The organism is Pseudomonas sp. P106(2024), assembly GCF_057480815.1.
Window position 1 is genome coordinate 272,844 of record NZ_JBLIYU010000005.1, and the last position, 14,538, is coordinate 287,381.

At 66.5% G+C, this 14,538-nt stretch carries 13 protein-coding genes; 7 read left to right on the top strand and 6 right to left on the bottom strand.

Annotation, left to right across the window (positions count from 1 at the left end):
- Positions 1–63 precede the first annotated feature (63 nt).
- From gspG to AC25M7_RS11705, 3 genes are all read left to right on the top strand, one after another.
- Positions 64–489: a type II secretion system major pseudopilin GspG gene (gene gspG / locus AC25M7_RS11695; protein ID WP_028691860.1), complete on the top strand. Its 426-nt coding sequence runs from the start codon at positions 64–66 to the stop codon at positions 487–489.
- Positions 490–500: 11 nt separating this feature from the next.
- The gene (locus tag AC25M7_RS11700) at positions 501–1,679 is read left to right on the top strand and encodes a type II secretion system F family protein (protein WP_028691859.1); all 1,179 of its coding nucleotides are present in this window, start codon (positions 501–503) and stop codon (positions 1,677–1,679) included.
- 65 nt (positions 1,680–1,744) lie between these two features.
- On the top strand, positions 1,745–2,902 hold the full coding sequence (locus tag AC25M7_RS11705) for a GGDEF domain-containing protein (protein ID WP_486971077.1): 1,158 nt from the start codon (positions 1,745–1,747) through the stop codon (positions 2,900–2,902).
- 15 nt (positions 2,903–2,917) lie between these two features.
- Here AC25M7_RS11705 and AC25M7_RS11710 read toward each other — a convergent pair whose 3' ends face one another.
- A complete protein-coding gene (locus AC25M7_RS11710) occupies positions 2,918–3,832 on the bottom strand; it encodes a site-specific integrase (protein ID WP_486971078.1) in 915 nt (304 codons plus the stop codon).
- Positions 3,833–4,047: 215 nt separating this feature from the next.
- On the opposite strand from AC25M7_RS11710, the gene AC25M7_RS11715 reads away from it, so the two are divergent.
- Positions 4,048–5,229 (top strand): NnrS family protein, encoded by a 1,182-nt coding sequence (locus AC25M7_RS11715; protein ID WP_069016643.1) that lies wholly within the window; start codon positions 4,048–4,050, stop codon positions 5,227–5,229.
- Positions 5,230–5,308: 79 nt separating this feature from the next.
- Positions 5,309–5,956, top strand: a complete 648-nt coding sequence (locus AC25M7_RS11720) for a DUF1345 domain-containing protein (protein ID WP_280060920.1) — start codon at positions 5,309–5,311, stop codon at positions 5,954–5,956.
- Here AC25M7_RS11720 and AC25M7_RS11725 read toward each other — a convergent pair.
- The gene (locus tag AC25M7_RS11725) at positions 5,882–7,111 is read right to left on the bottom strand and encodes a pyridoxal phosphate-dependent aminotransferase (protein WP_486971079.1); all 1,230 of its coding nucleotides are present in this window, start codon (positions 7,109–7,111) and stop codon (positions 5,882–5,884) included. The two genes, AC25M7_RS11720 and AC25M7_RS11725, sit on opposite strands and share 75 nt — an antisense overlap.
- A 299-nt stretch (positions 7,112–7,410) precedes the next feature.
- On the opposite strand from AC25M7_RS11725, the gene AC25M7_RS11730 reads away from it, so the two are divergent.
- A complete protein-coding gene (locus AC25M7_RS11730; protein WP_028691502.1) occupies positions 7,411–7,674 on the top strand; it encodes a DUF1652 domain-containing protein in 264 nt (87 codons plus the stop codon).
- On the opposite strand, the gene AC25M7_RS11735 is transcribed toward AC25M7_RS11730, so the two are convergent.
- A complete protein-coding gene (locus AC25M7_RS11735; RefSeq protein ID WP_213883285.1) occupies positions 7,671–9,758 on the bottom strand; it encodes a putative bifunctional diguanylate cyclase/phosphodiesterase in 2,088 nt (695 codons plus the stop codon). The genes AC25M7_RS11730 and AC25M7_RS11735 overlap by 4 nt on opposite strands.
- A gap of 282 nt (positions 9,759–10,040) precedes the next feature.
- On the opposite strand from AC25M7_RS11735, the gene AC25M7_RS11740 reads away from it, so the two are divergent.
- Positions 10,041–10,322: a hypothetical protein gene (locus AC25M7_RS11740; RefSeq protein WP_062574197.1), complete on the top strand. Its 282-nt coding sequence runs from the start codon at positions 10,041–10,043 to the stop codon at positions 10,320–10,322.
- 55 nt (positions 10,323–10,377) lie between these two features.
- Here AC25M7_RS11740 and AC25M7_RS11745 read toward each other — a convergent pair whose 3' ends face one another.
- The 3 genes from AC25M7_RS11745 to macA form a co-directional block, all read right to left on the bottom strand.
- Positions 10,378–11,187 (bottom strand): substrate-binding periplasmic protein, encoded by an 810-nt coding sequence (locus AC25M7_RS11745; RefSeq protein ID WP_028691505.1) that lies wholly within the window; start codon positions 11,185–11,187, stop codon positions 10,378–10,380.
- Between the two features lie 124 nt (positions 11,188–11,311).
- On the bottom strand, positions 11,312–13,315 hold the full coding sequence (locus AC25M7_RS11750) for a MacB family efflux pump subunit (RefSeq protein ID WP_486971080.1): 2,004 nt from the start codon (positions 13,313–13,315) through the stop codon (positions 11,312–11,314).
- 2 nt (positions 13,316–13,317) lie between these two features.
- Positions 13,318–14,472, bottom strand: a complete 1,155-nt coding sequence (gene macA, locus AC25M7_RS11755) for a macrolide transporter subunit MacA (protein ID WP_486971081.1) — start codon at positions 14,470–14,472, stop codon at positions 13,318–13,320.
- Positions 14,473–14,538: the final 66 nt, after the last annotated feature.

The window sequence follows — 14,538 nt, forward strand, 5'->3', positions numbered from 1 at the left end:
GGGCCCGGCGCAGACGTGCACGGCTGTTGCATGGCAGGGGTAAACGCACTGGAGGATTTCACCATGCAGCGCAACATCCACAGCCAACGCGGCTTCACCCTGCTCGAACTGTTGGTGGTGCTGGTGGTGCTGGGCCTGCTGGCCGGCATCGTCGCGCCCAAGTACTTCAGCCAGCTGGGCCGTTCCGAGGCCAAAGTGGCGCGGGCGCAGATCGAAGGCCTGGGCAAGGCCCTGGACCTCTATCGCCTGGAAGTCGGCCACTACCCCAGCAGCGAACAGGGCCTGCAGGCCCTGGTGGCCGCCCCCAGCGGCGAGGCGCGCTGGTCGGGGCCATACCTGCAAAAAGCGGTACCCCAGGACCCCTGGGGACGCCCCTACATCTACAAGCAGCCCGGCGAGAACGGCGGCGAGTACGACCTGCTGTCGATGGGCAAGGACGGCCAGCCCGGCGGCGACGGAGAAAATGCCGAGATCACCAGTTGGCAGTGAGGAGCACGACCATGCGCTACCAGCTCAAGGCCCTGGGCAGCCAGGGCGTGGTGCAAATGCAGGTCGAGGCCGAGGACAGCGACCAGGCCCGGCGCCAGGCCGAGGACCAGGGCCTGCGCGTGCTCAGTGTGCGCAGCCGGGGCCTGGCCCTGCGCCGACGCCCGGCAGCGTTCGACCTGATGCTGTTCAGCCAGGAACTGGCCACCCTCCTCGGCGCCGGCCTGCCGCTGATCGACGCCCTCGAAAGCCTGGCCGAGAAAGCCCCCGGCGGCGCCACGCGCAAGACCCTGGCGCAACTGGTGGGCCAGCTGTACGAGGGGCGTTCGCTGTCCCAGGCCCTGGCCCAGCAGCCACGGGTGTTTCCCGCCCTGTACGTGGCCCTGGTGCAGTCGAGCGAGCGCACCGGCGCCCTGGGCGATGCGCTGAACCGCTACATCGGCTATCGCCAGCGGCTGGACCTGGTGCGCCAGAAGCTGGTCGGCGCCTCGGTCTACCCGCTGCTGCTGTTGTTGGTGGGCGGCGGCGTGGTGCTGTTCCTGCTGGGCTATGTCGTGCCGCGCTTCAGCCTGGTGTTCGAGGGCATGGGCAGCGAGCTGCCCTGGTTGTCACGGGTGCTGATGCAGATCGGCCTGTTCCTGCATGCCCAACAACTGCCGCTGGGGCTGGGCACCCTCGCCGGCCTCGGCGCGCTGGTCGCCCTGCGCCGCCATCCGGCACTGCGCCGTGGTGCCGGTCGCCTGCTGCGCCGGCTACCGGCCCTGCACCAACGCCTGGTGATGTACGAGCTGGCGCGTTTCTACCGCTCGCTGGGGATCCTCCTGCAAGGCGGCATTCCCATCCTCACCGCCCTGGGCATGGCCCGGGGGCTGCTCGGCAGCAGTGCGGCCGAAGGCCTTGAGCAGGCCAGCCGACGGGTCGCCGAAGGCCTGCCATTGTCCGATGCGCTGCTGGCCGGGCAACTGGTCACGCCGGTTTCGCTGCGCCTGCTGCGCGCCGGCGAGCAATCGGGCAACCTGGGCGAGATGCTCGAGCGCTGCGCGGATTTCCACGACCAGGAGATCGGCCGCTGGGTCGAATGGTTCGTCAAACTGTTCGAACCCTTGCTGATGACCTTCATCGGCCTGCTGATCGGGCTGATCGTGATCCTGATGTACATGCCGATCTTCGAACTGGCGTCGAGCATTCACTGAGCGAGGTAGCAAATGGCCATGCGCATGGCTTAGCATCGCCGGTTTGCCCCTAGAGCCCTTCAATCGTGCCGCTTAGCCTGCCGACCCTGATCCTGGTCGCCGTTTTCATCCTGGCCCTGATGGGCATCCTGACCCTGCACGCCTGGCGGCGCTGCGCCAGCGACCCGAGCCTGGGCTACCTGGGCGCGATGCTGCTGATCTCGGGCCTGGGAGTCTGCCTGAACGCCCTGCGCGGGTTTGGCGCGGACTACCTGGCCCTGGTACTGGGTAATATCGTCCTGCTGGTCGGCACCGGCCTGGGCTGGACGGCCATGCGCGTGCTCGGCGGGCGCAAACCGCACTGGCCGCTGCTGCTGGCCGGCGCCTTGTTCTGGGGCCTATTCAGCCTATGGCCGGGCTTTTACGGCGATCTCGGCCTGCGGGTGAAGGTGTATTCGCTGCTGACCCTGGGCTATACCGGCCTGAGCATCGGCGAGTTGCTGCGGCCACGGGTGCGCCTGCAGGTGTCCTATACCCCGGCGCTGATCCTGACCACCCTGCATGCAGCGCTCTACCTGATGCGCACGCTGCTCGAGGACGGTGTCGCCCTCGACCAGGCGATCAACAACGGCGGCGCCAGCCCGGGCTTCTTTGCCTTCATCCTGTTCGAGTCGATGCTGTTCGCCATCGGCATTTCCTATGTGACCCTGGCAATGGTTCGCGAGCGCGCCGAGATCCTGCTCCGCGCCGCGGCCTACAGCGACCCGCTGACCGGCATCGACAACCGCCGGGCGTTTATGGAGCGTGGCAACCAGTTGCTGCATGACTGCGCAACAAGTCAGGTGCCGGTGGCGTTACTGCTGTGCGACCTGGACCATTTCAAACGGATAAACGATCGATTCGGCCACCCCGCCGGGGATGAGGTGCTGTTGGCGTTCGCCCGGGAAACCGCTCGCCACCTGCGCCGCGACGACCTGTTTGCGCGCATCGGCGGTGAGGAGTTCGCCTGCCTGCTGCGCGGCGCCAGCGAGGCCGAGGCCGAACAGGTGGCGCAGCGGATTTGCGCCGGATTTTCCGGGCTGGCGTTGCTGGAACCGGGCCTGCTGGGTGTAAGTATCGGCATAGTCAGCCAGCCGGCCGCGCCAGGGGAGCTATCGCGGCTGCTGTCGATGGGCGACCGGGCCTTGTACGCGGCCAAGCATCAGGGGCGTGGCCGGGCGTTGCGCTATGCCGAGGTGTGCTGAGGCCCGCGCTCGCTCTCAGTAGTCGAACCGTTCCACCGCCCGCCGCCGCTCGTTGTCGTCGCGCCGGTCATAGCTCGCCGTGGTCTGGATATTGGCATGGTGCGCGAGCTTCTGCGCGATCGACAGGTCGTGCTCCTCGATCACCCGGGTGATGAACGCCCGGCGAAAATCATGGGGCATGATCTTGGCCCCCACCTGCGCCCCACGCTGGCGGGCAATGTAATAGATCGCGTGCTTGGTGATGCGCGCACGGGTGATATGGCTGCCGCGACGGATGCGGTTGAACAGGAAGCTGTCGTCGTGCTCGCCGCTGGGCAGGTGCTGCCGGCGCAGGTCGAGCCAGGCCTGCAGCTTGTCGAAGGCCCAGGCCGGGGCGTACTTGACCAGCTGGCGGTTGCCCTTGGCCAGCACCTGCACGCTGCGCTCCTGGAAGTCCACCTGGTCCAGGTCGACATCCACCGACTCCGACTTGCGCATGCCGGTGCCGTAGAGCAACGCCAGGATCGCCGCGTCGCGCACGCCCTGGGGGCGCGGGTCGGCGGCGCACACGTCCATCAGTTCACGGATCAGGTTGCGCCGCAGGTTGCGTCCCAGCGGCAGGCGGCTGCCGCCGGCCGGCTTGACCTCGCGGATCATCAGCAGTTGCTCGTGGTCGATCAGCCCCTGGCGCCAGGCCTCGTTCATCACCCCCCGCACCGCATTGACGTACAGCGACGAGGTATTGGGCGCGTAACCATCGGCGCGCAGCGCCGCCACCAGGGCGATCACATGGCCGGGCTCGAGACGGTGCCAAGGCACATCGGCGATATCGTCATCGGCGAAGCCCAGGCGGTCGGCGGCATCCTGCAGGATGTAGCGCATGGTCAACTGGCTGGACGGGGCCAGGCGGGCGAGGTACTGCAGCAGCGGATTGCGCAGGAGGTCGGTCACAGCGGGGATCCTGTAGCAAAGCCGAATGCGCGGCGAGCGCAAGACGGCGCAAAGCGAGTCATTTCAACCCTGATCATGGTCAAAAAGACTACAAACAAAAAGAGTCATAATGACCTTAAGCAGTGCCATCACCTTGATATTCAAGGCCTTTGAACGCTGGCATGGTTCGTGATGGTACCCCATTCAACCGCTCCGATCGAACCAAGGTCCCCGCCATGCTCGTCCAGCCGATCACCGCTCGCCCACGTCAGGCCCTTTGGGCCCTGGGTTTTCGCCCGTTCTTCCTCGGTGGCAGCCTGTTCGCCCTGCTCGCCCTGCTGCTGTGGGCCGGCGAGCTGGCCGGCGCGCTCCAGCTCAACCCGGCGGGTGGCATGCTGGCCTGGCATCGCCATGAAATGCTGTTCGGCTTCGCGGTGGCCATTGTCGCCGGCTTTCTGCTCACCGCCGTGCAGAACTGGAGCGGTATCCCGGGCCTGAGCGGCCGGCCGCTGCAGGGGCTGTTCCTGCTCTGGCTGCTGGGTCGGATCAGTTGGTTCCTGCCCTTGCCGGCCTGGCTGCTGGTCTTGATCGAGGGTACCTTCCTGCCGCTGGTGGCGCTGGCGCTGGCGCGACCGATCGTGCAGCGGCGGCTGCGCAACAACTATCCCATCGTCGCACTGGTGCTGCTGATCGCCGCCTGCCAGTGGCTGACCTTGGCCGGCGGACTGCAGGACAACGAGCTGTGGCAACGGCGCGGCGTGCTGGCCGGGCTTTGGCTGGTGGCGGCGATGATGAGCGTGATTGGCGGGCGGGTGATCCCGTTCTTCACCCGTCGCGGCCTGGGCAACATGAGCCCTGCACCGGCCCGCCCCTGGCTGGACCGCGCCTGCCTGCTGGGCAGCGTGGCGCTGCCGCTCACTTACGTGCTCGGCTTCAACGATGCGCCGCAGCCGCCAATGGCCTTGCTGTTCGCCACCCTGGCGGTGCTGCACGGCGTGCGCCTGGTGCTTTGGCATGACCGTGGCCTGTGGCGGGTGCCGCTGCTGTGGTCGCTGCACCTGGCCTACGCCTGGCTGATCCCGGCCTGCCTGGGCCTGGCGCTGTGGCATGCCGGGGTGGCGATCAATCCGAGCCTGGCCGCCCACGCCTTGACGGTCGGCGCCATGACCGGACTGATCGTGGCGATGATGGCCCGGGTCAGCCTGGGGCATACCGGGCGGCCGCTGGCGGTACCGCGCAGCATTGGCTGGGCGTTCGCGCTGATCCAGCTGGCGGCGCTGGCCCGGGTCGTGGTGACGCCGTTCACGCCGCTGGGGCTGGGGGTATCGGTGCTGTTCGGCAGCGCCGCGTTGCTGCTGTTCCTCCGGCACTACCTGCCGATCCTGCTACGGCCGCGGGTGGACGGCATGCCGGGCTGAACGAGGTGGAGCAGGCTTGCCCCGCGCCAGGGCCGCATCTGGTCTACAGTTCACCCACGCTCATCCACCAAGGGACCGCATGACCTTCCACCACCTCACCCGCACCCACCCCCGTCTCAGTATCGCCACCCTGGCCGGCCTGCTCGGCGGCTGGCTGATCCCCGCCGGCGACACCGTGCAGCACATCCTTGCCGGCTGGAACCTTGGCGTCTGGCTGTACCTGGCCATGGTCCTGTGGCTGAGCCTGCGGGCCAATGCCGAGCGGGTGCGCAAGGTCGCCCGCATCGAGGATGAAAACGCCGGTCTGGTGTTGATCACCGTCTGCGTCTCGGCCATCGCCAGCCTGGCCGCCGTCACCCAGCAGTTGGTATCCAGCCGCGGCCTGGAGGGCGGCGCCCTGGCCCTGCACTACCTGTACACCGGCCTGACCGTGGCCGGTTCATGGCTGCTGATCGGCTGCATCTTCAGCCTGCACTACGCCCGGCTGTTCTATACCGGCGACCGCCATGAACCGCCCCTGCGTTTTGCCGACGGCGAGCGTAACCCGGACTACTGGGACTTCCACTACTTCTCGTTCACCATCAACGTCGCCGTGCAGACCTCGGACATCGGCGTCGCCGGCCGGGCCATGCGCCGGGTGGTGCTGGCGCACTCACTGGTAGGTTTCGTGTTCAACACGGCGATCCTCGGTTTTACCATCAACATCGCCGCCGGGTTGCTCGGCTAGCAACCGCAGCGCGCAGGCGGCGATGCGCCGACACACCTGCTCTAGCACCGCGGCCTCCAGCACCAGCCCCAGGCGCAGATGTCCCGCCGCGCTCGGCCCGAACCCATCCCCCGGCAGCAGGGCCACGCCCTCCTCGTCCAGCAGGCGCTGGGCGAACGCCTGGGCGCCGAGCCCGCTGCCGCGAATATCAAGCATCACGAACATGCCGCCGACCGGCCGATGGACATGAATGCCCGGGCAGCCCCCCAGCGCCGCGCAGACCCGGTCACGCCGCTGTCGGTAGACCTCACGCATCCGCCGTACGTCTACCCCAGCCTGGTCCAGTGCCACGCAAGCCGCATGCATGACGAACTCCGGCAGGCCGAACAGCATGCTCATCACCAGTGTGCCGAGGTGCTGGGCGAACAGCGGCGGGCCGATCACCCAGCCGACCCGCCAGCCACTCATCGCATGGGACTTGGACAGGCTGCCGATCGACACGCAGCGCTCGGCCATGCCTGGCAGGCTCAACGGACTGGGCGCCTCACCTTCGTACAGCAGCGACTGGTAGACATCGTCGCAGACCAGCCACAGATCATGCTCCCGACATAACTGCGCCAGGCGCTCCAGGTCGGCCTGGTCGATCATCGCGCCCGTCGGATTGTGCGGACTGTTGAGCAGCAGGCCCCGGGTGCGCGGAGTGATCACCCTGGCCACCGCGGCAGGATCCAGGCGAAACCCCTGCTCCGGCCGCACCGCGACCTGTACGACCCGTGCACCGCAGGCATCGAACACGCCGTGATAGGTCACGTACATGGGCTCGGCGACGATCACCTCGTCGCCGGGCTCGAACAGGCACTGAAAGGTCGCGAACAGGCCGCACTGGGCTCCGGCGGTCACCACGACCTGCGCGGGATCCAAAGATAACTGGCTGTGGCGCACCACAGCCTCACGCAAGGCGAGACTGCCACGCACATCGCTGTAATGGGTATCGCCGCGCCGCAAGCTGGCCACAGCGGCCTCGACCACCGGGCCCGGGGTATCGAAGTCCGGGTCGCCCACCGATAGCAGAAAGATTTCGCGCCCCAGGCGGCGTTGCTCCAGGGCCTGGTAATGAATGTCCCAGGCGGCGACTGCATGGCCGGCAATACGTTGGGTAAGCGTGGAAAAACGCATGACTGTCTCCCTGTCTGCCCGGCCGACACCGTTGGTCCGAAAAATCGCTGCCGATAAACATAGCAGAGCAACGCTCGCTGCCAGCCGCCCGCCCACGGGGAAAACGTTTGCCCCGGCGGATAGACACCCACCGTTCATCGTGACAGGACTGTGACCGCCGTCATGTATTAGTACATCTGCCTTATTTTCTGGCGATTACTGCCATGGCAGGTGCTATGGTTAGAGTCCCGACTGCCAGGAAGGCCACAGTGTTACCGCTACGAAATCACCGCGTTCAGGACACGAACAAGGAGGCTGGCATGAACAAGATGACGTTCCCCAACGCCTGCCAGGTGATGCGTTGGCATTTCCATCCGCTGGGCTTCGAGGCCAGCATGGATGCCCCGCGCAGCATGGTCGCCCGGCTGTTCGACCGGGTCACTGGCGAGACCCTGCTGGCAATCGCCGGCATCCCCTGCGCCACCATCATGCCCGCCGCCGATGTCGAGCGGATCATCGAGGCTGTGGAAGCCGAGATGGAAATCTTCGACCTGCTGGCCAGCCCCATGCGCAGCGCCGTCTAGATTGCCTGTTCCTGGCGCGCCTTCAACGTCTGCAACCCTTTCATGAACTGCTCGGGCGGCACCGGCTGGCCAAGCAGGTAGCCCTGCAGCGAATCGCAGCCCAGGCGGGTGAGGAAGTCCTGCTGGCGGTCGGTTTCCACCCCTTCGGCGACAATCCGCAAGCCCAGCGCCTGGCCCAGGGCGACGATGGCCGAGACAATCGCCGCATCGTCGCTGTCCTGTTCCAGATCGCGCACGAAGCCGCGGTCGATCTTCAGCTCGTTGGCTGGTAGACGCTTGAGGTACATCAGGCTGGAATACCCGGTGCCAAAATCGTCGATGGACAGGTCCACGCCCATGTCCGACAGACGCTGCAGCACATGCAGGCTGGCGTCGGCATCGCGCATGGCGGTGGTTTCGGTGATTTCCAGGGTCAGGCGGTTGGCCGGCAGGCCGTTCTCGCTCAGGGCCTGGGCCACGCTGTCGACCAGCCCGGCATGGCAGAACTGAATGGCCGACAGGTTGACCGCGATGCGCCAGTCTTCGTTGCCCTCGTCCAGCCACTGGCGCATCTGCCGGCACGCTTCGCCCAGCACCCACTCGCCGATCGGAATGATCAGGCCGGTCTTCTCGGCCAGGCCGATGAAGCGGTCCGGCAGTATCAGGCCATGTTGTGGATGCTCCCAGCGCAGCAGGGCCTCGGCGCCGATGGGCTGGCGCTGCACGGCGTCGAACTTGGGCTGGTAATGCAGGCGGAACTGGTTGTGCTCCAGGGCCGTGCGCAGGTCCTGCAGCAGTTGCAGTTGCTGGCGGGCGTTGCTGTTCATCGAGGCGTCGAAGAAACTGTAGCCGTTCTTGCCGGCGCTCTTGGCGTGGTACATGGCTGCGTCGGCATTGCGCAGCAGCTCATGCTGGTCCAGGCCGTTGCCCGGGTACAGCACGATGCCCAGGCTCGCCGACAGCTGCAGGTCGTGTTCGGCCACGCGGAACGGTCTGGCCATCAGGTTGACCTGCTTGACCGCGACGTTCATGGCGTCGTCCGGCTCGTCCAGCTCCACCAGCAGCACGAACTCGTCGCCGCCGATCCGCGCCAGGGTGTCCTGGCTGTGCAGATGGCCGCGCAGGCGTGCCGCCACGGCCTTGAGCAACAGGTCGCCAACATGGTGGCCGAAGGCATCGTTGACCGGCTTGAAGCCGTCCAGGTCGATGAACATCAGGGCGAAGCAGCCGCCCTGTTCCGCCACCCGGCCCATGGCCTGGTCGATACGGTCGGCCAGCAGCGTGCGGTTGGGCAGGCCGGTCAGGGTGTCGTGCAGGGCCAGCTGGGTCAACTCCTGGTTGGCCAGGGTCAGCGAGCGGGCCAGTTCCGCCGTGCGCGCCTCCAGGCGGGCGTCCAGCACCGAGGTCAACAGGGCAACCGCCAGCACCGCCAGGGTGGTGATCAGCACCAGGTAGTCCAGGCCGTCGCCGGCCAGGCCCGTGGTCAGCGCGCCGCAGAAGCTGCCCGCCGGGAAGCTGGCCGCGGCCATGCCGGTGTAGTGCATGCCGACGATGGCGATACCCATCACCACCGCCGCGACACCGCGGATCTGACGCACATAGGGGGTGTGCTGACGCAGGCGGAAGGCGATCCACAGCGCCGCCGCCGACGCCCCCACCGCGATGGCCAGCGACACGCCGAACAGCGTCGGGTCGTAGTCGATGCCCGGCTGCATGCGCAGCGCGGCCATGCCCATGTAGTGCATGCAGGCGATGCCGGTGCCCATGATCAAGGCACCGAACACCAACTGCAGCCACGGCAGTCGCGGCTGGCTCACCAGCCATAGCGCAAAGCCTGAGGAGGCCACCGCGATCAGCAGCGACAGGACCGTAAGCGTGGTGTCATAACCCAGCTCGATCGGCAGGCTGAACGCCAGCATGCCGATGAAGTGCATCGACCAGATACCGATGCCCATGGCAAACGCCCCGCCGCCCATCCACAGGTACACCGCGCGCCCCTTGGCCGTGGCGATGCGCCCGGTGAGGTCCAGGGCCGTATAAGAGGCAAGGATGGCCACGCACAGCGAGATCAACACCAGCGAGGATGAGTAACTACCGATCAGCATTAGCACTTCCAGGAACAGGCCGGGGACGGCCCGGAAAAAGCCGATGATTGTACTCAAGCTTTGGCGAAACGCACGGGGTTTTCGCGAAGCTCAATGGATCCAATGAACGGCAGGAGGCGCCGCAGGGACTGGGCTAGAGCGCATTGCCCAGCAATTGAAGGCATATTGCCACTTGTCGTTTCGGGCCTCATCGCGTCACGACGAAACCCAAGCCAAACGAAGCGACTCCAGCTAATCTCAACAGGCCGCCCCCCTGCAAACTTGCTGCCTCAGGAGCTCGCAATGGCCATCCCACCCAACCAGGCAGCGTTGCTCACCCTGCTTGTCTTCGCGCTGTGTCTGACTGCCGGCTGTTCAAGCAAACACGCCACCACCCGCTACGCGGCCCAAGGCGCAAACTGCTACGCCAAGGCTCTGCCCAGCAGCGGCGAAGGCGGCCTGGCCTTCGGCCCCACCCTGGCCATGGCCAGCAAGAAGTCACTGGACAGCTGCGTGCGCTACGCCGGCAGGTCGGGCGGCACCCCGCACACCTGCCAGGTGGTCGTGGCCAGGTGCAAAGGCTAGCCCAGCGCTCGCTCGATCAACGCGGCGACCTTCTTGCGACAGGCAGGCGGATGCGTTATTGGCCCGTCTGCTGACGCTGCCAGCGCTGCAGGTTCTCGGCCACCAGTTGCTCGGGCAATGGCCCGCCGACCAGCGCCTTCATCTTGCGCGCCAGCTGCTCGCGCAGCGCCGGCTTGTTGCAGCCCGATTTGTGCGACAGTGCCAGGTACAACCCCTCGCTGGAGACCGGTGGGTCGAGCACTTCAAGCGCCTGTTCCTTGCCCAGCATGCGGGCCAGGGCCAGGCCTGGGTAGTGTTCGAAGATCACATAGTCGCTGCGTTTGAGCAGCAGTTTCTGGAAGGCCTGGGTGACGCTGGGCACGGCCTCGAGCACGAGCTGCGCCCGCGCATAGTCGTCAAAGGCCTGGCCGTGGCTGTTGTTGACCAGTGTTCCGCCACGCCGCCCCTTGAGGTCGGACCAGTCGCTGTAGGCGAAGCCCTCGCCCTTGCGTACCCAGACCACGCTGGAGTTGAACAGGAACGGCGGGCTGACGAAGTCCACCAGTTGCTCCCGCGCCTGGGTGCGAAAATACCCCGCGAGCATGTCGACACGCCCGGTATTCACCTCTTCCTGGGCTCTGGACCACGGCCCGACATACACCACGTCCACCACCAGCCCCAGTTCCTTGGCCACCTGCTTGAGCAGGTCGGCGTTGGCGCCGATCAGCCGCCCGGGGTCATGCGGATCACGCCACAGGTAGGGTGGATAGTCCGGATTGCCGGTGGCGGTCAGGTGCTGGCAGGCGTCAGCGGCAACGGCAAGCTTGGGCGCCACCGCCAAGGCGAACGACAACAACACAGACAGGCCCAGACAATGTCCGCTCATTGCGCTCCTCGTAACATGGATTACGCCACTGACAGCATGGCCCTACACAGTGTGCACGAGAAACGCACGAATGCCATATGCGACATGATGAACCATTGTGCCGCGCCGGCAGGCGCAACACCGTCTAATCCCGCGCCAACGCCTCGATCGGGTCCAACCGCGCCGCATTCCTCGCCGGCACGAAGCCGAACACGATTCCGATCAGCGTCGAACACACGAACGCCGTGACGATCGATCCCAGCGAAAACACCATTTCCCACTGCTTGACGAACAACGCGAACAGATAACCGATCCCATAGGACAACCCGATCCCGATCACCCCTCCGATCAGGCAGACCATCACCGCCTCCACCAGGAACTGCTGGCGGATATCGGACTGCCGCGCCCCCACCGCCATGCGAATGCCGATCTCCCGGGTCCGCTCGGTGACCGATACCAGCATGATGTTCATCACCCCGATCCCCCCGACCACCAGTGAAATCACTGCGATCAGCGACAGCAGCAAGGTCAGCGAGCGGCTGGTCTTCTGCACGGTCTGCATGATGCTGTCGAGGTTGTTGGTGAAGAAGTCCTTGGTGCCATGGCGCTGCAGCATCAGCTTGTTGACCTCCTCCTCCACCCGCTTGCTCGGCATGCCGTCCTTGATCCGCACACTGATGCTGTCCAGGTGGCGCTGGCCGAGCACCCGCCCGGCGGCGGTCTCGTAGGGCATCCACACGTTGAGCGTGTTGCCGGCGACGAACAGGTTCTTGTTCTCGGCGGTCACGCCGATCACCGTGCACGGCAGCTTGCCGACCAGGATAACCTGCCCCAGCGGGTTGACGCCGTCGCCGAACAGGCGCTTGCGCGTGTTGTGGTCGATCACCACCACCTGCGCCTGGCGCCGGGCGTCGTCGGCGCTGAACACGATCCCCGAGGCCAGCGGAATGTTGCGCACCTGGAAGTACTGCTCGCTGACGCCGTTGAGCTGTACATCGACGTCGATGTTGCGGTAGCGCACCAGCGAGCTCTGGCCGATCACCGGCGTGGCGCTGTCGACGTAGTAGAGCGCGTTGAGCGCCGTCACATCCGCTGGCATCAAGGTCTCGATGGCCTTGGCCCGGCTGTCGCCGAAACTGGTGCCCGAATAGATGTCGATGGTGTTGCTGCCGATCGCCTGGATGTCCTTGAGCACGTAGCCCTTGGCGCCTTCGCCGATGGCCGAGATCGACACCACCGAGGTGATGCCGATGATGATCCCGAGCATGGTCAGCAAGGTGCGCATGCGGTGCGAGACCAGGGCGATCCAGGCCATCTTGAACGCCTCGCGGAACAAACCCAGGCTGGCCACCAGCCGCGGCCGCGCCTGCTCGACAGCCGGCGCGGCCGCGGCGGTCGGCGCCGGTGCCTCGGGCCGGGTGCGGCGGTCGCTGACGATCTGCCCGTCGCTGACCTCGATGATCCGCTCGGCGTGGGCGGCGACCTTGGGATCGTGGGTCACCAGGATTACCGTGTGCCCGGCAGCGTGCAGTTCCAGCAGGATGTTCATCACCTCCTTGCCGCTGGCGGTGTCGAGGGCGCCGGTGGGTTCGTCGGCGAGGATCACCTCGCCGCCATTCATCAGCGCCCGACAGATGCTCACCCGCTGCTGTTGGCCGCCGGACAGCTGGCTCGGGCGGTGCGCCAGATGGCTGGCCAGGCCCAGCCGGCCGAGCAGTTCGCGGGCGCGGGCATGGCGCCCGGCCTGGGACACGCCGGCATACACCGCCGGGATCTCGACGTTGCGCAGGGCATCCAGGTGCGGCAACAGGTGGTAACGCTGGAAGATGAAACCGAAATGGTCGCGCCGCAGCGCCGCCAGGGCGTCGTCGTCCAGGTCGCGGGTTTCCTGGCCGCTGACCTGGTAGCTGCCGGCGCTGGCATGGTCCAGGCAGCCGAGGATGTTCATCAGGGTCGACTTGCCCGAGCCCGAGGCGCCGATGATCGCCACAAGTTCGCCAGCATGGATCTGCAGGTCGATGCCCTTGAGCGCCAGGAACTCACGGTCGCCGGCCATGAAGCTGCGGCTGACCCCTTGCAGGCGCAAAAGCGGCTGCTCTTGGCCAGCGGGCCGCGCCAGGTGCGGTGACAGCTCGACGGTCATGTTCATGCTCACGCCCCCGCCTCGCCCGACACCGGCTCGCCGATCACCACCCGGTCGCCTTCGGCCAGGCCGTCCTTGACCTGCACCTTGACGTTGTTGTTGATCCCTGCCTGGACCTTGCGCACCTGGGCGAAGCCCTTGCCATCGATCACCCGTACCGGGAAGCTGCCGTCGGCGTCGCGCGGCCCCAGTGCCGCCACCGGCACGGTGAGCACGCCCTGGGCGGTGTCGAGGACGATGCGCACCTGGGCGGTCATCGAGATGCGCAGGCGGTGCTCGGGGTTGGGCACCTCGAACAGTGCGTTGTAGAACACCGCGCTGGCCTGCTTGGCCGCGCCGCTGTTCTTGTCGCTGCTCTCCAGGTAGTTCTGCGGCGCGGGCTCCGTGCCGCGCAGCTTTGCGTAATAGCGCTGGTCATCGCCGAGGATGGTGAAGTACACCTGCTGGCCGGGGCTGATATGGATCACGTCGGCCTCTGACACCTGGGCCTTGATGGTCATGGTGTCGAGATCGGCCAGTTTGAGGATCACCGGCGCCAACTGGTTGGAGATCACCGTCTGGCCTTCCTGGGTGACGATGCCCACCACATGGCCATTGATCGGCGCGACGATGCGGGTGTAGCCGAGGTTGACCCTGGCGGTGTCGATCTGTACCCGGGCGCTCTTGATCTGCGCGTCCAGCGAGCGCAGGTTGGCCTGCTGCACCTCGAACTCGGACTCGGCGCTCTCGAAATCCTGGCGCGAAATCGACTCGTCGTCCTGCAGCTCCTCGTACCGCTCGTAGACCCGCCTGGCCTGCTTGAGCTTGGCCTGCACCGAGCGGCGCTCGGCCTGCAGCTTCTCCTCGTCGACCTCGGCCTGGCGCAGGGTGTTCTGCGGCACCAGCGGGTCGATCTCGGCCAGCCACTGGCCCTCGCTGACCTTGTCACCGAGCTTGACCTTCAGCGACTTGAGCTGCCCGGAAACCTGGGCGCCAACGTCCACCTGGCGGATGCCCTCCAGGGTGCCGGTGGCCAACACCGCATTCTCGATGTCGCCACGTTCGACCGTGGCGGTGATGTACTGCGGCGGCTTGGCCGGGGCCTGCACCGCGTACAGCGCGATGCCGGCGACCAGGACCGCGGCGAGCCCAAGGGTGATCTTGCGAAACTTCGTCTTTTCCATAAAACCGTTCTTCCAGAATCCGCTGAGGTCCCGTGGGCGCGGGCATGGCCCGCGCCCACGACGGTG